Origin of the sequence: Streptomyces polyasparticus (assembly GCF_014493765.1) — a bacterium.
GTDB classification, from domain to species: domain Bacteria; phylum Actinomycetota; class Actinomycetes; order Streptomycetales; family Streptomycetaceae; genus Streptomyces; species Streptomyces polyasparticus.
Genome location: NZ_JACTVJ010000011.1, coordinates 429,314 through 451,481, shown reverse-complemented (window position 1 = coordinate 451,481; position 22,168 = coordinate 429,314). Strand labels below are relative to the sequence as shown.

At 70.3% G+C, this 22,168-nt stretch carries 21 protein-coding genes; 10 read left to right on the top strand and 11 right to left on the bottom strand.

Translation table 11 applies throughout. The features are described from left to right. Positions 1-71 precede the first annotated feature (71 nt). A complete protein-coding gene (locus tag H9Y04_RS24165; RefSeq protein ID WP_187816084.1) occupies positions 72-1,013 on the top strand; it encodes an SMP-30/gluconolactonase/LRE family protein in 942 nt (313 codons plus the stop codon). Positions 1,014-1,019: 6 nt separating this feature from the next. On the opposite strand, the gene H9Y04_RS24160 is transcribed toward H9Y04_RS24165, so the two are convergent. After that, positions 1,020-1,802: an HNH endonuclease family protein gene (locus tag H9Y04_RS24160; protein ID WP_187816083.1), complete on the bottom strand. Its 783-nt coding sequence runs from the start codon at positions 1,800-1,802 to the stop codon at positions 1,020-1,022. A gap of 27 nt (positions 1,803-1,829) precedes the next feature. Beyond that, complete coding sequence (locus tag H9Y04_RS24155; RefSeq protein WP_187816082.1) at positions 1,830-3,209, bottom strand: replication-associated recombination protein A; 1,380 nt, start codon at positions 3,207-3,209, stop codon at positions 1,830-1,832. 137 nt (positions 3,210-3,346) lie between these two features. Between H9Y04_RS24155 and H9Y04_RS24150 the strand changes: the two genes are divergently transcribed. The 3 genes from H9Y04_RS24150 to H9Y04_RS24140 all read left to right on the top strand — a co-directional run bounded on the left by H9Y04_RS24150 (position 3,347) and on the right by H9Y04_RS24140 (position 5,900). Next, positions 3,347-4,966, top strand: a complete 1,620-nt coding sequence (locus H9Y04_RS24150) for an FAD-dependent oxidoreductase (protein ID WP_187816081.1) — start codon at positions 3,347-3,349, stop codon at positions 4,964-4,966. Between the two features lie 83 nt (positions 4,967-5,049). Continuing rightward, on the top strand, positions 5,050-5,613 hold the full coding sequence (locus H9Y04_RS24145) for a rhodanese-like domain-containing protein (protein WP_187816080.1): 564 nt from the start codon (positions 5,050-5,052) through the stop codon (positions 5,611-5,613). Between the two features lie 17 nt (positions 5,614-5,630). After that, on the top strand, positions 5,631-5,900 hold the full coding sequence (locus tag H9Y04_RS24140; protein WP_187816079.1) for a metal-sensitive transcriptional regulator: 270 nt from the start codon (positions 5,631-5,633) through the stop codon (positions 5,898-5,900). Between the two features lie 9 nt (positions 5,901-5,909). Here the strand turns inward: H9Y04_RS24140 and H9Y04_RS24135 are convergent, their stop codons facing one another. Beyond that, positions 5,910-6,560 carry a vitamin K epoxide reductase family protein gene (locus tag H9Y04_RS24135; RefSeq protein ID WP_187816078.1) on the bottom strand — a complete coding sequence of 217 codons (651 nt, stop codon included), beginning with the start codon at positions 6,558-6,560 and terminating at the stop codon, positions 5,910-5,912. A gap of 138 nt (positions 6,561-6,698) precedes the next feature. On the opposite strand from H9Y04_RS24135, the gene H9Y04_RS24130 reads away from it, so the two are divergent. The 4 genes from H9Y04_RS24130 to H9Y04_RS24115 are packed head-to-tail and all read left to right on the top strand — an operon-like array spanning position 6,699 to position 10,340. Further along, the gene (locus H9Y04_RS24130) at positions 6,699-7,565 is read left to right on the top strand and encodes an ABC transporter ATP-binding protein (RefSeq protein WP_187816077.1); all 867 of its coding nucleotides are present in this window, start codon (positions 6,699-6,701) and stop codon (positions 7,563-7,565) included. Beyond that, positions 7,562-8,404 (top strand): ABC transporter permease, encoded by an 843-nt coding sequence (locus H9Y04_RS24125; protein ID WP_187816076.1) that lies wholly within the window; start codon positions 7,562-7,564, stop codon positions 8,402-8,404. The genes H9Y04_RS24130 and H9Y04_RS24125 overlap by 4 nt, the downstream gene beginning before the upstream one ends. Next, a complete protein-coding gene (locus H9Y04_RS24120) occupies positions 8,380-9,717 on the top strand; it encodes a sensor histidine kinase (RefSeq protein ID WP_308801078.1) in 1,338 nt (445 codons plus the stop codon). Before H9Y04_RS24125 ends, H9Y04_RS24120 begins: the two co-directional genes overlap by 25 nt. Beyond that, positions 9,714-10,340 (top strand): response regulator, encoded by a 627-nt coding sequence (locus tag H9Y04_RS24115; RefSeq protein WP_187816074.1) that lies wholly within the window; start codon positions 9,714-9,716, stop codon positions 10,338-10,340. The genes H9Y04_RS24120 and H9Y04_RS24115 overlap by 4 nt, the downstream gene beginning before the upstream one ends. Positions 10,341-10,389: 49 nt before the next feature. Here the strand turns inward: H9Y04_RS24115 and hisS are convergent, their stop codons facing one another. Then, entirely contained in the window at positions 10,390-11,652 is a 1,263-nt protein-coding gene (hisS, locus tag H9Y04_RS24110) for a histidine--tRNA ligase (RefSeq protein WP_187816073.1), read from the bottom strand. Positions 11,653-11,663: 11 nt separating this feature from the next. Continuing rightward, positions 11,664-12,371: an MBL fold metallo-hydrolase gene (locus H9Y04_RS24105; protein ID WP_187816072.1), complete on the bottom strand. Its 708-nt coding sequence runs from the start codon at positions 12,369-12,371 to the stop codon at positions 11,664-11,666. Positions 12,372-12,572: 201 nt separating this feature from the next. Here H9Y04_RS24105 and H9Y04_RS24100 point away from each other — a divergent pair, with 201 nt between their 5' ends. Continuing rightward, a complete protein-coding gene (locus tag H9Y04_RS24100; protein ID WP_187816071.1) occupies positions 12,573-13,358 on the top strand; it encodes a peptidylprolyl isomerase in 786 nt (261 codons plus the stop codon). A 153-nt stretch (positions 13,359-13,511) separates the two neighbouring features. Next, positions 13,512-14,744 (top strand): DUF349 domain-containing protein, encoded by a 1,233-nt coding sequence (locus tag H9Y04_RS24095; RefSeq protein WP_187816070.1) that lies wholly within the window; start codon positions 13,512-13,514, stop codon positions 14,742-14,744. Between the two features lie 84 nt (positions 14,745-14,828). Here H9Y04_RS24095 and H9Y04_RS24090 read toward each other — a convergent pair whose 3' ends face one another. The 6 genes from H9Y04_RS24090 to secF form a co-directional block, all read right to left on the bottom strand. Continuing rightward, entirely contained in the window at positions 14,829-15,968 is a 1,140-nt protein-coding gene (locus H9Y04_RS24090) for a caspase, EACC1-associated type (RefSeq protein WP_187816069.1), read from the bottom strand. Then, positions 15,952-16,371 (bottom strand): effector-associated constant component EACC1, encoded by a 420-nt coding sequence (locus H9Y04_RS24085; RefSeq protein WP_187816068.1) that lies wholly within the window; start codon positions 16,369-16,371, stop codon positions 15,952-15,954. Before H9Y04_RS24085 ends, H9Y04_RS24090 begins: the two co-directional genes overlap by 17 nt. Next, entirely contained in the window at positions 16,368-17,720 is a 1,353-nt protein-coding gene (locus H9Y04_RS24080) for a serine/threonine-protein kinase (protein WP_187816067.1), read from the bottom strand. The genes H9Y04_RS24085 and H9Y04_RS24080 overlap by 4 nt, the downstream gene beginning before the upstream one ends. A 38-nt stretch (positions 17,721-17,758) precedes the next feature. Next, a complete protein-coding gene (locus H9Y04_RS24075) occupies positions 17,759-20,284 on the bottom strand; it encodes a RelA/SpoT family protein (protein WP_187816066.1) in 2,526 nt (841 codons plus the stop codon). A 214-nt stretch (positions 20,285-20,498) separates the two neighbouring features. After that, positions 20,499-21,038, bottom strand: a complete 540-nt coding sequence (locus H9Y04_RS24070) for an adenine phosphoribosyltransferase (RefSeq protein WP_187816065.1) — start codon at positions 21,036-21,038, stop codon at positions 20,499-20,501. Beyond that, the gene (gene secF / locus H9Y04_RS24065) at positions 21,035-22,168 is read right to left on the bottom strand and encodes a protein translocase subunit SecF (RefSeq protein ID WP_187816064.1); all 1,134 of its coding nucleotides are present in this window, start codon (positions 22,166-22,168) and stop codon (positions 21,035-21,037) included. Before secF ends, H9Y04_RS24070 begins: the two co-directional genes overlap by 4 nt.

The window sequence follows — 22,168 nt, the reverse complement described above, 5'->3', positions numbered from 1 at the left end:
TCCTGCAATCTCTCCATCGAGCCGAATGACGTTCAGTGAAGAGCGGTTCGGTGTGGACCGGGAGGGGTTCCATGACTGTCAACGAGCGACCCGCACTGTACGAGAAGTTCGACGACCGGTTCCGTACGGGGCGGTGCATGAACGGGGACGCCGATCTGGAGGTCCTGTTCACTGGGTGCCGCTGGGCGGAAGGGCCGATCTATGTGCCCGCCTGGCGTCAGGTGATCTGGAGCGACATCCCCAACGACCGGATGCTGCGCTGGGACGAGGAGACCGGGGCGGTCAGCGTCTTCCGGCGCGGTGCCGGGCACACCAACGGCAACACCCTCGACCGCCAGGGCCGGCTCGTCACCTGCGAGCAGGGCAACCGGCGGGTGACACGTACGGAACACGACGGGACCGTCACCGTCCTCGCCGACCGCTGGCAGGGCAAGCGGCTGAACAGCCCCAACGACGCGGCGGTGAAGTCCGACGGCTCGGTCTGGTTCTCCGACCCGGACTTCGGCATCACCAGCGACTACGAGGGCTACCGGGCCGAGAGCGAGATCGGGGCCAACAACGTCTACCGGATCGATCCGGACACCGGCGAAGTGCGCCTGGTCGCCGACTGCTTCGGGGCGCCGAACGGGCTGGTCTTCTCGGCCGACGAGCGGCAGCTGTTCGTCTCCGACACGAAGGGCGGCTGCATCCGCGTCTTCGACGTGTACGAGGACGGCACGCTCTCGGACGGCAAGGTGTTCGCCGAGGCGCGGCCGGGCGCCCGGTTCGACAATCTGCGCTTCGACGACGGCGGCCGGCTCTGGGCCGCCGCGATGAGCGACGGCGTGCACTGCTACGACCCGGACGGCACGCTCATCGGGCGGCTCGTCGTCCCCGAGGACGTCGCGAACATCTCCTGGGGCGGCGCCAAGCGCAACCGCCTCTTCATCACCGCGGAGACCAGCCTGTACTCCGTCGTCATGGGCGTGACGGGCCTGCACCCGACCGGTCCCGGCCACCGGCCGTATCGCTGACGGGCGCTACTTGCAGGTGGCGAGCAGGTCCTGGAGCGCAAGCTTCTCCGGGGCCGTGACCGTCAGCTTGTACTTCGCCTTGATGCCGGTCCAGCGGCGGGCGTACTCGCACCAGTACGCCTGCCGCGGCGGCTTCCACTTGTCGGGCGTCTGGCTGCTCTTGGCGGTGTTGGTTTCCTTGTCCGTCGCCAGGAGCACGTCGAGGTCGTTCGCATAGTCGAGACGCTGCTGCGGAGTCCAGGCCCAGGCGCCCGCACGCCAGGCCGCCCCGAGCGCCACGATGTGGTCGGTCTCGATCTGCGACGCGCGGCGGTAGTAGTACGGGAGTTCCTTGCCCGTGTACGGGTCCACCAAGGTGCCGGAGACGACGACGCACGGGTTGCGGTCGCCTTCCTTGAGGTTCTTCAGGTCGCGGCGCAGGACGTCGTCGCGGGTGTCGCAGCCGTTGCGGCCACCGGGCACGTCGACGGCGTCCGACCAGGTCTCGCCGAACTCGGCTCTCTTGTACGTCTCCCAGTTCTTGCCCCACGCCACCGGGAGCTTGGCCAGCTGGGCCCGGGCGGTCTTGGCGTCGGGCGGGAAGCCCTTGCTCGCGAGGGTCTGGGTGGGCGTGGCCGTGGGTGTCGGCTTCGCCGGGGTCGGCTTCACCCCAGGAGACGCGGTGTTGAAGCGGCCCTCGGCGCGCTCCACCTGGAGCGGGGTGCAGCCCGCCGCCACGGTCAGCGCCGCGCACGCGGCGAGCAGCAGCGCGCGGAGCCGTGCGCGTCGCCCTGCCGTGCTGCCTGCCATGCCGCCGAGCGTAGGCGGGGGTGACGGCTAGCGCCCGTCGGCCGGTCCCTCCGTGCCCTTCTCACCGCTGAGCCGCTCGCGGACGCGGTCGACCACGTCCGCGTACCGGGCCTCGGCCCCGTAACGCGTCGGCTGGTAGTAGCGCTTGTCCTTGATCGCGTCCGGCGCGTACTGCTGGGCGGCGATACCGCCGGGCACATCGTGCGGATAGACATAGCCCTGCGCATGCCCCAGCTTGGCCGCGCCCTTGTAGTGCCCGTCGCGCAGATGCGGCGGTACGGGACCGGCGAGACCTGCCCGTACGTCCGCCATCGCGGCGCCGATGGCGAGCGTGGCGGCGTTGGACTTGGGGGCGAGGGCCAGCGCGATGGTGGCGTGGCTGAGGGTGAGGGCGGCCTCCGGGAAGCCGATCATCGCGACGGCCTGCGCGGCGGCGACGGCGGTGGGCAGCGCGGTGGGGTCGGCGAGACCGATGTCCTCGCTCGCGGAGATCATCAGGCGCCGCGCGATGAAGCGGGGGTCCTCGCCGGCCTCGATCATGCGGGCGAGATAGTGCAGCGCGGCGTCCACATCGGAGCCGCGGATGGACTTGATCAGCGCGCTGGCCACGTCATAGTGCTGGTCGCCGTCGCGGTCGTACTTCACCGCGGCCCGGTCGACGGACTCCTCGAGGGTCTGCAGGGTGATCTCCTGCTCGCCCTTGGCGAGGGCCGCGCCCGCGCCCGCTTCCAGGGCGGTGAGCGCGCGGCGCGCGTCACCGCCGGCGATGCGCAGCAAATGGGCCTCGGCGTCCTCGGGCAGTGTGACCGCGCCGCCCAGGCCGCGCTCCTCGGTGAGCGCCCGCTGCAACAGGCCCTTGAGGTCGTCATCGGTGAGCGGTTCGAGGGTCAGCAGCAGGGAGCGGGACAGGAGCGGGGAGATCACCGAGAAGTACGGATTCTCCGTGGTGGCCGCGATGAGGGTGACCCAGCGGTTCTCGACGGCGGGCAGCAGGGAGTCCTGCTGGGCCTTGCTGAAGCGGTGGATCTCGTCGAGGAAGAGGACGGTCTCCTTGCCATAGCCGCCGGTCGCGCGGCGGGCGCCCTCGATGACGGCCCGCACTTCCTTGACGCCCGCGGTGATCGCCGAGAGCTCCACGAAGCGCTTGTTGGTGGCCTTGGAGACCACATAGGCGAGCGTCGTCTTGCCGATCCCGGGCGGCCCCCACAGGAACACCGACGAGGGACCCGCCGGACCGCCGCTGCCCTCGCCGACGAGGCGGCGCAGCGGTGAGCCGGGCTTCAACAGATGCCCCTGCCCCACGACTTCGTCGAGGGTGCGCGGACGCATCCGCACGGCAAGGGGACTGCCGGCCGGGTCCTTCGCCTGGCGCTCTTCGGCGGCAGCGGTAAACAGATCGGGCTCCACGACGCCAACCCTAGGTCACCGGTCTGACAACCCGGCCCGACCGGGCTCGAAAATACCCCCAGGGGTACCCCGTGATACGGTGGGGGGTATTGGGGCAAGGGGGATCAGAGAAGCGCAAGGCATCAGGAGTGACCGCAATGAAGGTGATCGTCATCGGTGGAGTCGCCGGCGGCATGTCCGCGGCGACCCGGCTGCGCCGGCTCGACGAACAGGCCGAGATCGTCGTCCTGGAGCGCGGCGCCCACGTCAGTTACGCGAACTGCGGGCTGCCGTACTACCTGGGCGGCACCATCGAGGAACGCGACGCCTTGCTCCTGCAGACCCCCGAGTCGCTCGCCGCGCGCTTCCGTATCGACGTACGGGTGCGCAGCGAAGCCGTCGCGATCGACCGCGAGGCCCGTACCGTCCGGGTCCGCGAGGCCGCGTCCGGACGCGAGTACACCGAGCCGTACGACCGTGCCGTCCTGAGCCCCGGCGCGCGCCCGTTCGTCCCCGACGTGCCGGGGATCGAGCGCGCCCACACGCTGCGGGACGTGAGCGATGCCGACCGGATCGCCGAGGCCCTCGCGCAGGACGTGCGCAGTGCGGTCGTCATCGGCGGCGGCTTCATCGGGGTCGAGGCGGCCGAGAACCTGCGCGAGCGCGGGCTCGACGTCACGCTCGTCGAACTCGCCGACCAGGTCCTCACTCCGCTCGACCCCGAGATGGCCGCCCCGGTGGCCGACCGGCTGCGCGCCCATGGCGTACGCGTGGAGCTGGGCGCCCAGGCCGCCAAGGTGCTGCCCGCCTCCGTGGAGCTCGCCGACGGCCGGACCCTGCCCGCCGACCTCGTGCTGCTGTCCATCGGGGTGCGTCCCGAGACCGCGCTGGCGCGTGCGGCCGGACTCGAACTCGGGCCGCGCGGCGGCATCGCCGTGGACGAGGCGCAGCGGACCAGCGACCCCGAGATCTTCGCCGTGGGCGACGCCGCCGAGAAGCGGGACGCCCTGACCGGAGAGCCCGTGCTCGTGCCGCTCGCGAACCTCGCCAACCGCCACGGCCGTCTGGTGGCCGACGCGATCACCGGGCGCGAGGTGCGGGCGCGGGCCGCCACGGCCACCGCCGTGGTGCAGATCTTCGATCTCACCGCGGCCGCCACCGGCTGGAACGAGAAGCGACTGCGGGCCGCCGGCCTCCCCTACCAGGCCATCCATCTGCACCCGGGCTCGCACGCCGGTTACTACCCGGGGGCGTCGCCGATCGCGCTCAAGGTGCTCTTCGACCCTCGCGACCAGCGGATTCTCGGGGCGCAGGCGGTCGGCAAGGACGGTGTCGACAAGCGGATCGACGTGCTCGCCACCGCCAAGGCCGGCGGTCTGACCGTCTGCGACCTCGCCGATCTGGAGCTCGCCTACGCCCCGCCGTACGGCTCGGCCAAGGACCCGGTGAACATGGCCGGTCTGATCGCCGAGAACCTCACCAATGGCACCGCCCGCACCGTCCAGTGGCATGAACTCGACGCCGCCGAAGGCGCGCTCGTCGACGTCCGCTCCCCCGCCGAACACGCCGCCGGCGCCATCCCCGGCGCGGTCAACATCCCCCTGGACGAACTGCGCGAGCGCGCCGCCGAACTGCCCGAGGGCAAGCTGATCGTCCACTGCCAGGTGGGGCTTCGCGGGCACAACGCCCAGCGGCTGCTCACCGGGCTCGGCCGCGAGGTGGTCAACCTCGACGGCGGATACGCCACCTGGGCCGCGGGACAGGCCGCGGCCGCGTGAACTCGTACGAAGAGACGGCGCCTGATCCCCGTACAGGCGCAGCAAGTCCTGACCCGTCGAACAGAGAGCAGAGAGCCCACCCCATGAACCCCACCCTCACCCCCGCCGAGCTCGCCGCCGCGGACGGGACGCTGGTCATCGACGTCCGTGGACCTGGCGAGTACGCCGCCGGCCATGTCCCCGGCGCGCTCAGCCTGCCGCTCGACAGCCTGCCGCAGCTGCTCGCCGAGCTGCGGGCGGCGGCCGCCAAGCGCGACCTGGTCGTCGTGTGCGCCGCCGGGATGCGCTCGGCGACCGCCTGCGCTCAGCTCGCCGCGGCGGGGATCGAGGCGCGCGGGCTCGACGGCGGCACGGATGCCTGGCGGGCGGCGGGCCTGCCGGTCGAGACCGCCGCGGTGCCGGAGCGGAACGTGTGGGCGATGGACCGGCAGGTGCGGTTCACCGCAGGTTCGCTGGTCCTGGTCGGTCTTGCCGGATCGCTGGTCACGCCGTGGGCGGCGCTGCTGTCCGCCGGTATCGCGGGCGGCCTGGTCTACTCGGGCGTCAGCAACACCTGCGGGATGGCCGTGATGCTCGGCAAGCTCCCCTTCAACCGGCCGCGTCCCACCGCCCTCACGCCCGTACGCGAAGCGCTGCAGAACGCCTGACCCGTAAGGAATCCGCAATGCAGGTCAACGAAGAGAGCCGGACCGCCGTACTCAACCGGCTGCGCCGTGCCCAGGGCCAACTGGCCGGCGTGATCGGGATGATCGAGGACGGCCGGGACTGCAAGGACGTGGTCACCCAGCTCGCCGCCGTCTCGCGTGCGCTCGACCGGGCCGGGTTCAAGATCATCGCCTCGGGGATGCGGGACTGCGCGGGCGCCGCGGAGTCCGGCGAGCAGGCACCGCTCACCGAGGAGGAGCTGGAGAAGCTGTTCCTGGCCCTCGCGTAGCACGCGGGCTCAGCTCGTCCAGAAGTCCCACCAGCGCGTCAGGATGAGCATCCCGATGATGCCGACGTGCATCACCGGCAGCACCCAGGTGAACTCGTCGAGGAAGCCGCGCAGGCCGCGCGGCGCGGGCAGCAGACCGTGCCGGATGTTGTGCGAGGTCGTGTACCAGAACATGGTGATCGTGGCGACCCAGGCCAGGCAGCACCACAGGCACAGCGAGTTGATGTTGTAGAGCGACTGGTACATCAGCCAGGTGCAGAAGCCGACGCCGAAGAGCATCCCGGCGTTCATCGTCAGCCAGTACCAGCGCGGGAAGCGGGCCCGGGCAAGAAGGCTCACGCCGACGCAGACGATGATCGCGTACGTGACCAGGCCGAGCATCGGGTTGGGGAACCCGAAGGCGGAGGCCTGGTCGCTCTTCATGATGTTGCCGCAGGACACCACGGGGTTGAGGCTGCAGGCCGGGGTGAAGTTGGGGTCCTCGAGCAGCTTAAACTTGTCGAGGGTGATCACCCAGGAGGCGAGCAGTCCGGCGAGGCCGGTGATCACGAGGAGGATCGCGTAGGCGCGGCTGCCGCCGACGCCTTCCCCGGCCGGTGCGGGCCGCGGACCCTCGTGCTCGTCGATGGCGTCGTCGCGTTCCGTCGTCGTCTTGCTCATCGCACCGTTTCCATCGCTTTCGGCCGTCTGCGGTGGGCTCATTGTGCCGCACGAACCTTGGTGTCCGTCGTTCGGTGGACACGAACCGGTACGGACGGTGGTGCCGGAGCGTCGCCCCCGGGGGCGACGCTCAGTGACATGACGACCACCACAGCCGAACTCGCGGTACGGACCGCCGGGTTGCGCAAACGCTACGGAGACATCGATGCGGTCGCCGGCATCGATCTCGCGATACGGACCGGGGAGGTGTTCGGCCTGCTCGGCCCCAACGGCGCCGGCAAGTCCACCACCGTCGAGATCCTGCAGGGCCACCGCACCCGCGACGCCGGGGATGTGGAGGTGCTCGGCAGCGATCCGGCGAGCACCTCGCGTGCCTGGCGCGCCAAGGTCGGCATCGTCTGGCAGGACGAGTCGGCGCCCGCCGAGTTGACGGTCCGGGAAACGGTGGGACATTTCGCCCGCTACTACCCCCGGCCTCGTGATCCCGACGAAGTGATCGCCCTGGTGGGTCTCGAGGAGAAGGCCGGCAGCCGGATCAAGGCGCTCTCCGGCGGCCAGCGGCGCCGCCTCGATGTCGCCCTCGGTGTGATCGGCGGCCCGGAGCTGCTGCTCCTGGACGAGCCCACGACCGGGTTCGACCCGGCGGCCCGGCGCCAGTTCTGGAGCCTGATCCGGCAGCTCGCCGCCGAGGGCACCACGATCCTGCTCACCACCCACTACCTGGAGGAGGCCGAGGCGCTCGCCGACCGGCTCGCGATCATCGCGAACGGCCGGATCGCCGCCGAAGGCACCCCGGTGGACCTGCGGCGGGCGCACAGCAGCGAGGCCACCGTCGAGTGGACCGAGGCGGACGGCTCACCGCGCACCGAGCACACGCAGACGCCCACGCGCACGGTCGCCGAGCTCATCGGGCGCTTCGACGGCGAGATCCCCGGGCTGCGCATCAGCCGTCCCACCCTGGAGGACGTCTACCTCCGGCTGACCGGACAGGAGAGCGTCCGATGACCACCACGGCCGTCGCCACGCGCAAGACCGCCGAAGAGCGGCTGCCCCGGGCCTGGAACCTGGGACTCCACCAAGGCGCCCTGGAATTACGGCAGTTCTTCCGCCAGCGCGAACAGGTGGTGTTCACCTTCGCCTTCCCGATCGTGTTCCTCTTCCTGTTCGCGTCGATCTTCAGCGACGACGTGCAGGGCGCGGGCATCACCGCCTCGCAGCTCTACGTACCGGCGATGATCGCCGCGGGCATCATGTCCACGAGCTTCCAGTCCCTCGGCATCTCCATCGCGATCGAACGCGACGAGAAGGTGCTGCGCCGGCTGCGCGGCACGCCGATGCCGCCGAGCGTGTACTTCCTCGGCAAGATCTGGCTGGTCCTCGTCACCGGAGGACTCGAGACCATCGCCCTGCTGATCGTGGGCACGGTCTTCTACGACGTGGACCTGCCCGGCGACGCGGCCGGCTGGCTCACCTTCGGCTGGGTGTTCCTGCTCGGACTGACCGGCTGCGCCCTGCTCGGCATCGCGATCAGCAGCGTGCCGAAGTCCGGGCGCAGCGCCACCTCCGTGGTCGTCCTGCCCTTCCTGGTCCTGCAGTTCATCTCCGGGGTCTACATCGCGATCGACACGCTGCCGGAGTGGATGCTCAACCTCGGCGCGCTCTTCCCGCTCAAGTGGATGTGCCAGGGGCTGCGCGGGGTGTTCCTGCCCGAGTCGGCCAAGGTCCTTGAGGTCGCGGACAGTTGGGAGTACGGGCGCATCGCTCTGGTGCTGGGCGCATGGTGCATCGGAGGATTGCTGCTGTGTCTGGGGACCTTCCGGTGGAAGAACCGGCGCGACAGCTGAGCGGGAACGCCGGCCCGCGCGGCAGCGACGTGGACGTCCACAGCCGGGGCTGGCTCGGCTGGGACGTCTACTTCGCGGTGGTGTGGGTGGGGACCGTGCTGTTCGTGCTCGGCGGCGCGTCCCTCACCCCGCTCGCCGTACGGCTGACCGCGTGCGGCCTGTTCGCGCTGCTCGCGCCCTGGTACCTGTGGCAGGGCCGGCCCGCGCTGCGCACGGACGGTGCGGACGAGCCTGCGGCGCTGCGCTATGTGATCGTGGCGTCGACGCTGTTCACGGCCACCACCTGGCTCCTTCCGGAGAGCCGTCTGGCCACCTTCGCGCTGGTACCGCAGTGCTTCATGGTGCTCCGCTACCCGTACGCGATGACCGCCGTCTCACTGCTCAACGTCCTGCCCATCGTGGGCTGGGCCGCGATCTGGCGGCCGGATGGCGCGGAGCTGTACTTCAACGCGGTGTCGGCGGTCGTGACCCTGGTCTTCTCGCTCGTATTCGGCAGCTGGATCATCAAGGTGATCGAGCAGAGCAAGGAACGGGGTGCGCTGATCGCCGAGTTGGACGCCAGCCGCGAGGAGGTCGCCCGGCTCTCCGCGGAGCGCGGGGCGCTCGCCGAGCGCGAGCGGATGTCGCGCGAGATCCACGACACGCTTGCCCAGGGGTTCACCAGCCTCCTGATGCTGGTGCAGGCCGTGGACTCGGAACTGGAGCACGATCTGCCGGGCGCACGGCGGCACTTGGCGCTGATGGAGCAGACCGCCCGGCAGAACCTGGCCGAGGCGCGCGCCCTGGTCGCGGGCCGTGCGCCCGCGGACCTGGACGGCGGCGCCTCACTGCCGGACGCGCTGCGCCGGCTGGCCGAGCGCCACCAGGCACGTCTCCTCGTCACGGGCGAGGCCCGGCCCCTGCCGCCCGGCCTGGAGGTGGTCGCCCTGCGGGCGTGCCAGGAGGCGCTCAGCAACGTACGTAAACACGCAGGTCCGGGTGCCGAGGCCGAGGTGCTGCTCTCCTACACGGACGAGGAACTGACGGTGGCGGTACGGGACGACGGCCTCGGCTTCGACACCGGCGCACCCCATCAGGGGTACGGATTGCGCGGGCTGCGCGCCCGGGCGGCCGAGGTGCAGGGCACGGCCGAGATCGAGGGACGGCCCGGCGAGGGGACCACGGCGACGGTGCGCTTGCCGCTTCCCGGGGTGGGGGCTGTGCCGCGAGAACCGACGCCTGTCGCCATCTGCCGACTGGACGACGTATCCGAGCCCGGGTCCCGCCCGTCGGCGCCGAGCACACTCCCCCGCACGTCAAGGAGCCCCGAATGATCCGCGTCCTGCTGGCGGACGACCACCCCGTCGTCCGCGAGGGCCTTCGGGCCATGCTGAGCGCCGAGCCGGACCTGGACGTCGTCGCCGAGGCCACCAGCGGCCCGCAGGCCGAGGCGCTCGCCGCCCAACTGGCCCCGGACATCGTCCTGATGGACCTGCGGATGCCCGGCGGTGGCGGCGTGGAGTCCATCGAGCGGATGGCCGCGGCGGGTCTGACCTGCCGGATCATCGTGCTCACCACGTACGAGACGGACCGGGACATCCTGCGGGCGGTCGAGGCGGGGGCGGCGGGCTATCTCCTGAAGGACCTGGCGCGCGGTGAACTCGCCGATGCCGTGAGGGCTGCGGCCCGCGGCGAGACCGTGCTCGCTCCCTCGGTGGCGGCCCGCCTGGTCGACCAGCTGCGCACGAAGCCCGACCGGCCCCGCCTGTCCGAGCGCGAGACCGCGGTCCTGCGGCTGGTCGCCGACGGCTGCACCAACGCGGAGATCGGACGCCGGCTGCACATCGGCGAGTCGACGGTGAAGACCCATCTGCTGCGTACGTTCGGCAAGTTGGGCGTGGACGACCGTACGTCGGCGGTCACCAGCGCGATGCGCCTCGGCCTGCTCGAAAGCTGACGAAGGCCCCGGAGGCGTACCCCCGGGGCCTTCACCGTACGAACAGCACTCAGCCGAGCTTGGCCTTCAGCGTCTCCAGGATCGCGTCCAGCGCCACCGGCCCCTGCTCGCCGGACTCCATGTCCTTGAGCTGGACGACCCCGTCGGCGAGATCGCGCTCACCGGCGACCAGCGTGAAGCGCGCACCCGAACGGTTGGCGTTCTTCATCGCGCCCTTGAGGCCCTTCCCGCCGTACGAGAAGTCCGTGGCGATCCCGGCCTTGCGCAGCTCGACGACCTTGCCGAAGAGCACCCGGCGCGCCTCCTCGCCGAGCGGCACCGCGAACACGCTGGTGGTGGCGGGCAGTTCGAGGTCCACGCCCTCCGCCTCCAGGGCGAGCACCGTACGGTCCACGCCGAGCGCCCAGCCGACGGACGGCAGCGAGGGGCCGCCGATCATCTCGGACAGACCGTCATAGCGGCCGCCGCCGCCCACCGCGGACTGCGAGCCGAGGCCGTCGTGCACGAACTCGAAGGTGGTGCGGGTGTAGTAGTCCAGGCCGCGCACGAGCTTCGCGTCGTCCTCGTAGACCACGCCGGCGGCGTCCAGGAGCTCGCGTACTTCCTTGTGGTAGGCCTTGCAGGCCTCGCACAGGTAGTCCGGCATCAGCGGTGCGTCCGCGAGCTGCTTCTGCACATCGGCGCGCTTGTCGTCGAGCACCCGCAGCGGGTTGATCTCGGCGCGGCGCAGGGTCTCCTCGTCGAGGTCGAGCGCGCGCAGGAAGTCCTGGAGCGCGGCCCGGTAGACGGGACGGCACTCCTTGTCGCCGAGCGAGTTCAGCAGGATGCGGAAGTTCCGCAGACCGAGCGAGCGGTAGGCCTGGTCGGCCAGGATGATCAGCTCGGCGTCGAGCGCCGGGTCCTCGGCGCCGATCGCCTCGGCACCGACCTGCGAGAAGTGGCGGTAGCGGCCCTTCTGCGGACGCTCGTAGCGGTAGTACGAGCCCGAGTACCAGAGCTTGACCGGCAGGTTGCCCGCCTTGTGCAGGTTGGCCTCCAGGGCGGCGCGCAGCACGGAGGCGGTGCCCTCGGGACGCAGTGCGAGCTTGTCGCCGCCCTTGGTCTCGAAGGCGTACATCTCCTTGGTCACGATGTCGGTGGACTCACCGACACCGCGCGCGAACAGCTCGACGTTCTCGAAGCCGGGGGTCTCGACATACCCGTAGCCGGAGTTCTTCAGCGGCGCCGAGATCGCGTCACGTACCGCCAGATACGTCGCGGAGCTCGGCGGAAGCAGGTCGTACGTGCCCTTGGGGGCCTGAAAAGTGCTCACGGAAACTCTCGTCACATTCCTCGTCGGGGAGCGTCGGGGCTCCCGAGCCCGGCGGCCACCTGCCGCAGATACGGGTTGGTGGCGCGTTCCTGGCCGATGGTCGTCTGGCCGCCGTGTCCGGAAAGGACCACGGTGGAATCGTCGAGGGGCAGGCAGACCCGCGCGAGGGAGGCGAGCATGTCGTCCATGTCGCCGCCCGGCAGGTCGGTGCGCCCGATGGAGCCGGCGAACAGCAGGTCGCCCGAGAAGAACACCGACGGAATGTCGGCGCTCTCGGGCATCCGGAAGGTCACCGACCCCTTCGTATGCCCGGGGGCATGCGAGACGGAGAACTCCAGACCCGCGAGGTCCAGGGTGGCGCCGTCGGCCAGCTCCTTGACGTCGTCGGGCTCCCCCACGGTCAGCTCGCCCATCAGCGGCATCCCGATCGAGCGGCCGAGCGCCTTCTCGGGATCGCTCATCATGTAGCGGTCCTCGGGGTGGATCCAGGCCGGTACGTCATGGGCTCCGCACACCGGGACGACCGAGGCGACGTGGTCGATGTGGCCATGGGTGAGGACGACGGCGACGGGCTTGAGCCGATGCTTCTTCAGCGCTTCCTCGACACCTTCGGTGGCCTGGTGGCCCGGGTCGATGATCACGCACTCCTCGCCTGCGGCGGGGGCGACCAGATAACAGTTGGTCCCCCAGGCCCCGGCGGGGAACCCGGCAATCAGCACGATCGTCCTTACCTTCGGTCCGACGGAAGAAGCGGAAAGAACCAGAATTCCGAAAAAACCGGTTGATTCCAGCAGCCGCAGGTCAACGGGGTACAACGGCTGCGGATCAAAGCGTACCGGCGCGGCTCGGCACACAGCGAACCCATATACGGTACGGGCAGACTTCGGACTGGCAGATCTACACGTACGAGGAGAGACCCGGTGGTCAGCAGCGAACAGCGGCGGAAGCAGCTCGCGCGGGAGAAGTTCTTGCGTCAGCAGCAGCGGCGCGAGTCGGCACGGCGCAAGGCGAAGCAGCGCAACGCGATCATCGCGTCCACCCTCGTGGTGGTGCTCGCGGCGGGCGGGGGCGCCTGGGCGGCCGGAGCGTTCAAGAGCGACGGCAGCAAGGACGTCACCTCGGGCTCCACGCCCTCCTCCTCGCCCACGCCCGAGGAGTCGCCGGCCCCGAAGATGGCCATCGACAAGAAGGCGAAGTACACCTTCGACATCAAGACCAACGAGGGCGACATCTCCATCGCGATGGACGCGGCGAAGACGCCGCAGACCGTCAACTCGTTCAAGCACCTCGCCGACAAGGGTTTCTTCGACGGTACGAAGTGCCACCGCCTCACCACCCAGGGCATCTACGTCCTGCAGTGCGGTGACCCCGAGGGCACCGGCGCGGGCGGCCCCGGCTACTCGATCCCGGACGAGAACCTCGAGGGTCTGGGCAAGCCCGGCGCCGACGGTTCGGTGACGTACCCGGCGGGCACGGTCGCGATGGCCAACGCGGGCCCGAACACCGGCGGCAGCCAGTTCTTCCTGGTGTACAAGGAATCCAAGCTGCCGCCCGCGTACACGCCGTTCGGCGAGATGGACAAGGCCGGGCTCAAGATCGTGGAGACGGTCGGCAAGGCCGGCGTCGCCGAGGGCAGCCAGAGCCCGGGCGACGGTGCCCCGAAGAAGGCCGTCACCATCGAAAAGGCAACGGTAAAGAAGAGCTGATCGCCGGGGATTCTGTAGCGCTGGATGCGGACAGCCGCCCTGCTCGTCGCCTATGTTGGCGTTGTGCAGGGCGCCGTGTGCGGCTGCCCTGAGGAAACTGTGGACGATGCCCCGGGCCGCGTGCCCGCGAGAGCATCATGTGGAGGAGGCGCTGTGAGCAGCGACCCGTGGGGACGCGTCGACGAGGCGGGGACCGTGTACGTGCGTACGGCCGACGGCGGTGAACGAGTCGTCGGATCGTGGCAGGCAGGCTCTCCGGATGAGGCGCTGGCCTACTTCAAGCGCAAGTACGACGGTCTCGTCGTCGAGATCGGCCTCCTCGAGCGCCGGGTGCAGACGACGGATCTGTCGGCCAAGGACGCGTCGACGGCCATCGAGCATCTGCGGGAGCAGGTCACCGACGCGCACGCCGTGGGTGACCTCGAGGCTCTGACGAAGCGTCTGGACAAGCTGGTCGAGTCCGTCGAATCGCGCCGCGAGGAACGCAAGGCGCAGAAGGCCAAGCAGACCGACGAGGCGCGGCACGCCAAGGAAGCCCTGGTCATCGAGGCCGAGGAGCTGGCCCGGAGCGAGCAGTGGCGGCATGCAGGCGAGCGGCTGCGCGCCCTGGTGGACACGTGGAAGGGCCTGCCCCGGCTCGACCGCAAGTCCGACGACGAGCTGTGGCACCGCTTCTCGCATGCCCGCTCCGCCTTCTCCAAGCGCCGCAAGGCCCACTTCGCCGCGCTCGACGCGCAGCGCGAGGAGGCCCGCAAGGCCAAGGAGAAGCTGGTCGCCGAGGCCGAGTCGCTGTCCAACTCGCAGGACTGGGGCCCCACCGCGGCCCGTTACCGCGAGCTGATGACCGAGTGGAAGGCCGCGGGCCGCGCACAGCGCGAGCACGAGGACGACCTGTGGAACCGCTTCCGCGGCGCCCAGGACGTGTTCTTCTCTGCCCGCAGCTCGGTCTTCGCCGAGCGCGACGCGGAGCAGGGCGAGAACCTCAAGCTCAAGGAGGAGCTGGCCGACGAGGCCGAGAAGCTTCTGCCGATCACGGACCTGAAGGCGGCCCGTGCCGCGTTCCGCGCGATCAACGAGCGCTGGGAGGCCATCGGCCACGTGCCGCGGGACGCCCGGCCCAAGGTCGAGGGCCGGATGCACGCGGTCGAGCGCGCGCTGCAGGACGCCGAGGAGACCGAGTGGCGCCGGACCAACCCGGAGGCGCGTGCGCGTGCCGCGGGTCTGACCGGTCAGCTGCAGGCCGCCGTGGACAAGCTGCGCGGTCAGGTCGAGGCGGCCCGTGCGTCGGGCAACAACGCCAAGGCGGACAAGCTCCAGCGTGAGCTCGACGGCCGCCAGGCGCTGCTCGACCAGGCCCTGAAGGGCCTTGAGGAGTTCGGCGGCTGACCCCGCCCGTCACCTGTCGTCGGCCCGGACCGCTCGCTGCGGTCCGGGCCGACGCGTGTCTGGGGCCGGACGCCTTTCACGGCACTAAGGCGCGGGCACCCGCTCGTTCTCCGCGATGTCCAAGGCGTGCTTGAGCACCTCGCAGGCCTCGATGTGGTTGCCGGCCTCCTGCAGCAGTTCGGCCAGGCGGCGGCAGACGAGCACCGCCTCGGGCCCGTACATCTTGTGGACCCGCTGGAAGGCCGATTCGAGTACCTCGATCGCCTCCGCGTTCTGCCCGGTCTCGGCGAGCAGTTCGGACAACTCGAGCTGTACGGCGAGGAGTTCGGCGGAACCCTCGGTCGCCTGCTCGGCCAGCGCGAGCCGGAGCACCGGCAGCGCGTCCTTGATCGCCCCGTCGGCGCGCAGCAGCCGCGCCAGCTTGAGCCCGGTGCCGACGAGTGCGGCCCGTATGTCGGCCGGGAGCACGGGGCCCGCCGGTGAGCCGGCCTGGGAGCGGGCCCGGTTGCGGGCGAGCGGCAGCCGGCCGATCTCGTTTTCCTGCGACCGCTGCGGCAGGGGGCGGTTCTTGGCGCGCAAGCGCTCGTCGAGGGCCCGGTAGAGCGTCTCCAGGTCGATCAGGTCGGGGCCGTCGGGCACGCCTTCGCGCAGGATGCCGAGGAGTTCGCCGGTGAAGGCCGTGTGCCGTTCGCCGTCGGGTGCAAGGGCCACCCGGTCGCGGGGCGAGGCCGTCAGGACGTACGCGCCGTCCACCGCGGCTTCGGCGGCAAGGATCGCCTGACCGCCCAGCGCGCTCGCGGCGCGTCCGCTGAAGCAGCAGTCGAGGATCACGATCTTGCGGCGGGCCCGCGAGGCGCGGACCGCAGCGCGCAGATGCTGGTACGCGACGGCGGTGTAGCCCATGTTGTCGCGGGACTCGCTCAGGCCCAGATACAGGTCCGCCGAGTCCGTGTCCCGCATGCCGTGGCCTGCGTAGTACACCAGGAACGTGTCCGTGGCCTCGTTGCCCGCCTGATGCACGGGGTCGAGCAGTGCGGGCACGCCGACCGGATCCGCGACGATCGTGCAGTGCTCGACGGGCAGGCCCCACACGGTGGGATCGCAGAATTCGGCCGCGAGATCGACCAGGTTGGTCTCGACGGCGGGCAGTTGGGGCAGATGTCGGTACGAACTGGTGCCGATGAGGACGGCGCGCGAACGGTCCGGGTCAGGCAGCGCCGCCATCACCGTCTCCGCCGGTGACCGCGGCCGCGGTGTGCTGCTGATCGAGGAGCGCGATCACCTTGCGCACCGTTTCCTCGTCCCGTGCCCCTTCCGGGGTGACCTCGACCGTGAGCTCGCCGCGCCGCAGGACGAGTGCGGGTGCCCTGCGGCGTGCGACCTGCCACTGGAGTACGGACAGCACGAGCGAGGCGGTGGACAGGCCGCCGGTGACGGCGAACTGCACCAGGTCGAAGGCGCCGCCGCCCATCTGCCCCGGCGCGGTCCGGGCACCCGCGGCGAAGTCCGCACGTACGGTCGCGGTGAGGGACTCGTCGTCACGTACCCACCGCAGCAGGGAGCGGAGGGTTTCCTCCGGGTCGGCTTCGTGGCCGGGATCGGCCAACTCGACTAGTACTTCCCTCACTTGCCGTTCCCCCCGTGCCGGTCGAGAAATCTGTTCACGCGGGACAGCAGCTCCACGGCCTCGGCCCCCGCGCCCATCCGTGCCAGACATACAGCTTGCCAGTACTGGATGGTCAGCGTGGTCGGATGGTCGGGACCGAGGCGGGCCAGGCAGACCGGCGCGACGGCCGCCAACATCCTTGCGGCTTCCTCCAGTTCACCGCGCTGGACCAGATTGACCGCCTCGCGCTGGCGGGACAGCGCGGTCTGGTGGGACATGCTGCTGAGCACGAGGCGCCGGGTGACATCGCTGAGCACGGGCGCGCGGGGTGCCCAGAGCCGCGCCGGGTCGTCGAGGGCCGGGCCGGACTGGCGCAGCTCCGCCCAGTCGTACTCCGGCCCTTCGGCGTCGGGCGACCCGCCGGGGGTGTCATGGTGGACCCGCTGTGCGCCCGTATGCAGATCCGCCGGGGCGGGGAAGGTCTGCCGTACGGCTTGTTCCCGCAGCACCCCGCCCAGCAGCCGCGCGACCGAGGCCTGCCCGCCGGCGGACATCGGTACGAGTACCTCCGCCACCTCGGCCGCGTCCTGGGGACGGTCGGCCGCGTCCTGTGCGCACAGCCGGTCGACCAGCTCCGCAAGTTCCTTCGGGAGCGCCGAGGGGATGGCGGTCAGGCGCGGGATTCCACTGCCGAGCGCGCGCTCCACCACCGCCCCGATGTCGAAGACCTTACCGAGCGGGCTCTCGCCGGTGAGCATGAAGTAGGCGCAGGCACCGAGCCCGTAGAGGTCGGCGGCGGCTTCCGCGAGGCCGCCGCGGATCACTTCCGGCGGCATGAAGTGGGGCGAACCATGAGCCACCCCGGCGGTGGTGAGGGCGCCCTCGCCCATCAGCCTGGCAAGGCCGAAGTCCTGCAGGACGACCCGCCCGTCCTTGGTCACGCTCACATTGGACGGCTTGACGTCGCGGTGCAGCACACCGGCGGCGTGGGCGGTGGCGAGCGCCTCGGCCATGCTGCGCATCACCCAGCACACGGCGGGCACGGGCAGCGGTCCCGTGAACTGCACCAGCTGGGAGAGGTTCCGCCCGTCGAGCACCTGCATGACGAGATATGGGGTGCCCTCGTGCTCCCCCGTGTCGTAGAGCGTGACGACACAGGGGTGTTCGACCCGCGCCAGCGCGCGGGCCTCCCGCATGAACCGGTCGAACGCCCTGTTCCCGGGCGCCATTCCGCCGACGGAGGTCAGCGCCTTGACCGCGACGCGCCGCCCGAGGCTGAGGTCCTCCGCCTCGTGGACCTCGCCCATGCCGCCGCGGCCGAGGAGCCGTAACAACTGGTAGCGCCCCGCGATGAGTTCGCCGTGCTTCACGCGCCCTCCCCCTGAACTGCCCGTTCCACCAGGCTAGTTCAGGGGCGCCGCGCCGATGTCACGCGGTACACGTCGTACACACCCTCCACACCCCGTACCGCCTTCAGGACGTGACCCAGGTGCTTGGGGTCGCCCATCTCGAAGGTGAAGCGCGAGGTGGCCACCCGGTCGCGGGAGGTCTGCACCGCCGCGGACAGGATGTTGACGTGCTGGTCGGACAGCACGCGCGTGACGTCCGAGAGCAGGCGCGAGCGGTCGAGAGCCTCGACCTGGATGGCGACCAGGAAGACCGAGGACTGGGTGGGCGCCCATTCGACCTCGAGGATCCGCTCGGGCTGCTGCGAGAGCGAGTCCACGTTGACGCAGTCCTTGCGGTGTACGGAGACACCGCTGCCACGCGTCACGAAGCCCATGATCGGGTCGCCGGGCACCGGGGTGCAGCAGCGCGCCAGCTTCACCCAGACGTCGTCCACGCCCTTGACGACCACACCGGGGTCGGCGCTGGAACGGCGCTTGGAGCGACCGCGGGTCGGCGGCGCTGTCTCGGCGATGTCCTCGTTGGCCGCGTCCTCGCCGCCGAGCGCCTGGACCAGCTTCTGTACGACGTTCTGCGCGGCCACATGGCCCTCGCCGATCGCCGCGTACAGCGAGGAGATGTCCGGGTAGCGCATCTCGTGCGCGAGCGTCACGAGCGAGTCGCCGGTCAGGATCCGCTGGATGGGCAGATTCTGCTTGCGCATCGCGCGGACGATGGCTTCCTTGCCCTGCTCGATCGCCTCGTCGCGGCGCTCCTTGGAGAACCACGCGCGGATCTTGTTGCGCGCCCGCGGCGACTTGACGAAGCCGAGCCAGTCGCGGGACGGGCCCGCGCCGGCCGCCTTGGAGGTGAAGACCTCCACCAAGTCGCCGTTGTCCAGGGTGGATTCGAGCGGCACGAGCCGCCCGTTGACCCGTGCTCCTATGGTCCGGTGGCCGACCTCGGTGTGCACGGCGTACGAGAAGTCGACCGGGGTCGCTCCCGCCGGAAGCGCTATGACGTCGCCCTTCGGCGTGAAGACGAAGACCTCGTTGCGCGAGAGGTCGAAGCGCAGGGACTCCAGGAACTCGCTGGGGTCCTCGGTCTCCTTCTGCCAGTCGAGCAACTGGCGCAGCCACGCCATGTCGTTGAGGTGGTCGTCCTTGCCGGTCTTCTTCGGTACATCGCTGCGCACCTTGGAGGCGCCGGCGACGGCCTCCTGCTTGTACTTCCAGTGCGCGGCGATGCCGTACTCTGCGCGGCGGTGCATGTCGAACGTACGGATCTGCAGCTCGACCGGCTTGCCGCTGGGGCCGATCACCGTCGTGTGCAGCGACTGGTACATGTTGAACTTGGGCATCGCGATGTAGTCCTTGAACCGGCCGGGGACCGGATTCCATCGCGCGTGCACCGTGCCGAGCGCCGCGTAGCAGTCCCGGACGGTGTCGACCAGGACCCTGATGCCCACCAGGTCGTAGATCTCCGCGAAGTCACGGCCGCGGACGATCATCTTCTGGTAGACGCTGTAGTAGTGCTTCGGCCGGCCGGTGACCGTGGCCTTGATGCGGGCCGCCCGTAGATCCGCCTGGACCTCGTCGGTCACTATGGCCAGATACTCGTCACGCTTGGGGGCACGCTCGGCGACGAGGCGCACGATCTCGTCGTACATCTTGGGGTAGAGGATCGCGAACGCGAGGTCCTCCAGCTCCCACTTGATGGTGTTCATGCCCAGGCGGTGCGCCAGCGGAGCGTAGATCTCCAGCGTCTCGCGGGCCTTCTTCTCCTGCTTCTCGCGCTTGAGGTAGCGCATCGTGCGCATGTTGTGCAGGCGGTCGGCGAGCTTGATGACCAAGACGCGCGGGTCCTTGGCCATCGCGACGACCATCTTGCGCACGGTCTCGGCCTGCGCGGCCTCGCCGAACTTGACCTTGTCCAGCTTGGTCACGCCGTCGACGAGCAGGGCGACCTGGTCGCCGAAGTCACGGCGCAGCGTGTCCAGGCCGTACTCGGTGTCCTCGACCGTGTCGTGCAGCAGTCCCGCCATCAGCGTGGCCGGGTCCATGCCGAGCTCGGCCAGGATGGTGGTGACCGCGAGCGGGTGCGTGATGTACGGGTCGCCGCTCTTGCGCTTCTGACCCCGGTGCCAGCGCTCGGCGACCTGGTACGCGCGCTCGATCTGGCGCAGCGTGGAGGTCTCGATCTTGGGATCGTTGCTGCGCACTATCCGCAGCAGGGGCTCGAGCACCGGGTTGTACGGGTTGGACCGCTGTACGCCGAGGCGGGCGAGACGGGCCCGTACGCGATTCGACGAGGAATTCGAGCGGGAGCCGCCGGAGGCCGCGGTCGAGCCCGTACGCGCGGGCGCGGCGCCGGCCGGGCGCATCGGCGGAGCAGCGGGGCGCTCGACGGGCGCCGGCTTCGGGTGGTGCTTTTCGGCCGCCGGGTCACTCTTGGCGGGCAGGGCAGCGGCCGCCGCGGCCTTGGGGTCGGCAGGCTGGTCGGCCTGGGACTTCGCGGCGGTGAGTGGCTGTCGGGCCTCGTCTGGCAAGAGCGCTCCTCATGCAGAATCCGGCCCCCCGATCAGGTCCGGACTGCCATGGTATCGACCCTGGGGCTTCCGCTCGTGCCCGACCGTTCACGCTGTGGTCCGTCGCACGTTCCCCACACCGGGCGAGAACGCAACGGGCGCCTGGTGAAAACGCCGCGAGGGCGGGTCCCGGAAGTCTCCGGAAACCGCCCTCGCAGGGACTGAAGCAGCTGGGTCAGACGACGAGCACCGCGTCCAGCGGGGCGCCCTTCAGAGCCGGCTCGAGGCGGGCCCGGCCGCCCAGGAAACCGAGCTCCATCAGGACGGCCACACCGGCGACCTCGGCTCCCGCCCGCCGCACCAGGTGCAGCGAGGCCTCGGCCGTACCGCCGGTGGCGAGGACGTCGTCGATGACCATGACGCGGTCGCCCGCGGCCAGGTCCTCGGCGTGCACCTCGATCTCGGCGCTGCCGTACTCCAGGTCGTACGCCTGCTTGAGCGTCGCTCCGGGGAGCTTGCCCGCCTTGCGTACGGGGATGAAGCCGAGGCCCGCGCGGACCGCGACCGGAGCCGCGAGGATGAAGCCCCGCGCCTCCAGGCCGACGATCTTGGTCGCGCCGTGCCGTACGCAGAGCTCCGCGAGCTCGTCCGTGAGGACGGTGAACGCAGCCGGGTCCGCGAGCAGCGGCGTGATGTCCTTGAACACCACTCCGGGCTTCGGATAGTCCTGCACGTCCCGGATGCGGCTGAGCAGCAGCTCAGCGGCCCCGGTCATCGGCGCTTCCCCGAGGGACGGCCCTTGCCGCGCGAGCGCGCGGAGGGCTGCGGACGGGAGGCACCGCCACGCGGGCCGACCACGGCGGGGGCCGCGTCGGCGGGCACCTCGTCCTCGAACTCGTCGGCGTCCACCGGCTCACCCGTGGAGTCGCCCTTGGCGGCCGCGGCCGCGCGCTTGGCGAGCACCCGCTTCTTCAGGGCCTTCATCGCCGGCTCGCGCTCCTTGAGGTCGGCGACGAGCGGGGTGGCGATGAAGATCGAGGAGTACGCACCGGCGGCGAGACCCACGAACAGCGAGAGCGAGATGTCGTTCAGCATGCCGGCGCCCAGGACGCCACCACCGATGAACAGCAGACCCGCGACCGGGAGCAGCGCCACGACGGTGGTGTTGATGGAGCGGACCAGCGTGGAGTTGATCGACTTGTTGGCGATCTCGCTGTACGTGTAGCGCGTCTGCTTCGTGATGTCCTTCGACCCCTCCTTGAGGGAGTCGAAGACGACGACCGTGTCGTAGAGCGAGTAACCGAGGATCGTGAGCAGACCGATCACCGTGCCCGGGGTGACCTCGAAGCCCACGAGGGAGTAGATCCCGACGGTGATCGTGATGTCGTGGATCAGGGCCACGAGGGCCGCGACCGCCATCCGCCACTCGAACGCGATCGCCAGATAGATCACGCACAGGATCATGAACACGATGCAGCCGGTCCATGCCTTGTTGGCGATCTGCTCGCCCCAACTCGGGCCGACCAGCTCCGCGTTGATCTGCTTGGCGGGGACGTCGATGTCCTCCGCGATCGCCTGCTTGATCTCGGCGGACTTCTTGACGTCCACCCCGGCGATCTGGATGCGGGCCGTGCCGTTGCCGAGCTTCTGGACGATGGCCTGGTGGCCCGAGGCCTCCTCGGCCACGTCCGTGAGCTCCTGGACCGAGGCCGAGGTCTTCGGCGTCGTGAAGACCGCGCCGCCCTTGAACTCGATGCCCATGTTGAGGCCCTGCACCGCCAGGGCCACGACGGCCGTGATGGTGATCAGGACCGAGACGCCGTACCAGATGAACCGCTTGCCGATGAAGTCATAGCCGACTTCGCCGCGGTACAGCCTGGCGCCGAGGTTGCCGAGCTTCGACAT

Excerpts from the sequence above, each read along its gene's own strand:
- H9Y04_RS24165 (WP_187816084.1), top strand. The coding sequence starts at position 72 with ATGACTGTCAACGAGCGACCCGCACTGTACGAGAAGTTCGACGACCGG.
- H9Y04_RS24160 (WP_187816083.1), bottom strand. The coding sequence starts at position 1,802 with ATGGCAGGCAGCACGGCAGGGCGACGCGCACGGCTCCGCGCGCTGCTG.
- H9Y04_RS24150 (WP_187816081.1), top strand. The coding sequence starts at position 3,347 with ATGAAGGTGATCGTCATCGGTGGAGTCGCCGGCGGCATGTCCGCGGCG.
- H9Y04_RS24145 (WP_187816080.1), top strand. The coding sequence starts at position 5,050 with ATGAACCCCACCCTCACCCCCGCCGAGCTCGCCGCCGCGGACGGGACG.
- H9Y04_RS24140 (WP_187816079.1), top strand. The coding sequence starts at position 5,631 with ATGCAGGTCAACGAAGAGAGCCGGACCGCCGTACTCAACCGGCTGCGC.
- H9Y04_RS24135 (WP_187816078.1), bottom strand. The coding sequence starts at position 6,560 with ATGAGCAAGACGACGACGGAACGCGACGACGCCATCGACGAGCACGAG.
- H9Y04_RS24130 (WP_187816077.1), top strand. The coding sequence starts at position 6,699 with ATGACGACCACCACAGCCGAACTCGCGGTACGGACCGCCGGGTTGCGC.
- H9Y04_RS24125 (WP_187816076.1), top strand. The coding sequence starts at position 7,562 with ATGACCACCACGGCCGTCGCCACGCGCAAGACCGCCGAAGAGCGGCTG.
- H9Y04_RS24115 (WP_187816074.1), top strand. The coding sequence starts at position 9,714 with ATGATCCGCGTCCTGCTGGCGGACGACCACCCCGTCGTCCGCGAGGGC.
- H9Y04_RS24090 (WP_187816069.1), bottom strand. The coding sequence starts at position 15,968 with ATGGCGGCGCTGCCTGACCCGGACCGTTCGCGCGCCGTCCTCATCGGC.
- H9Y04_RS24070 (WP_187816065.1), bottom strand. The coding sequence starts at position 21,038 with ATGACCGGGGCCGCTGAGCTGCTGCTCAGCCGCATCCGGGACGTGCAG.
- secF (WP_187816064.1), bottom strand. The coding sequence starts at position 22,168 with ATGTCGAAGCTCGGCAACCTCGGCGCCAGGCTGTACCGCGGCGAAGTC.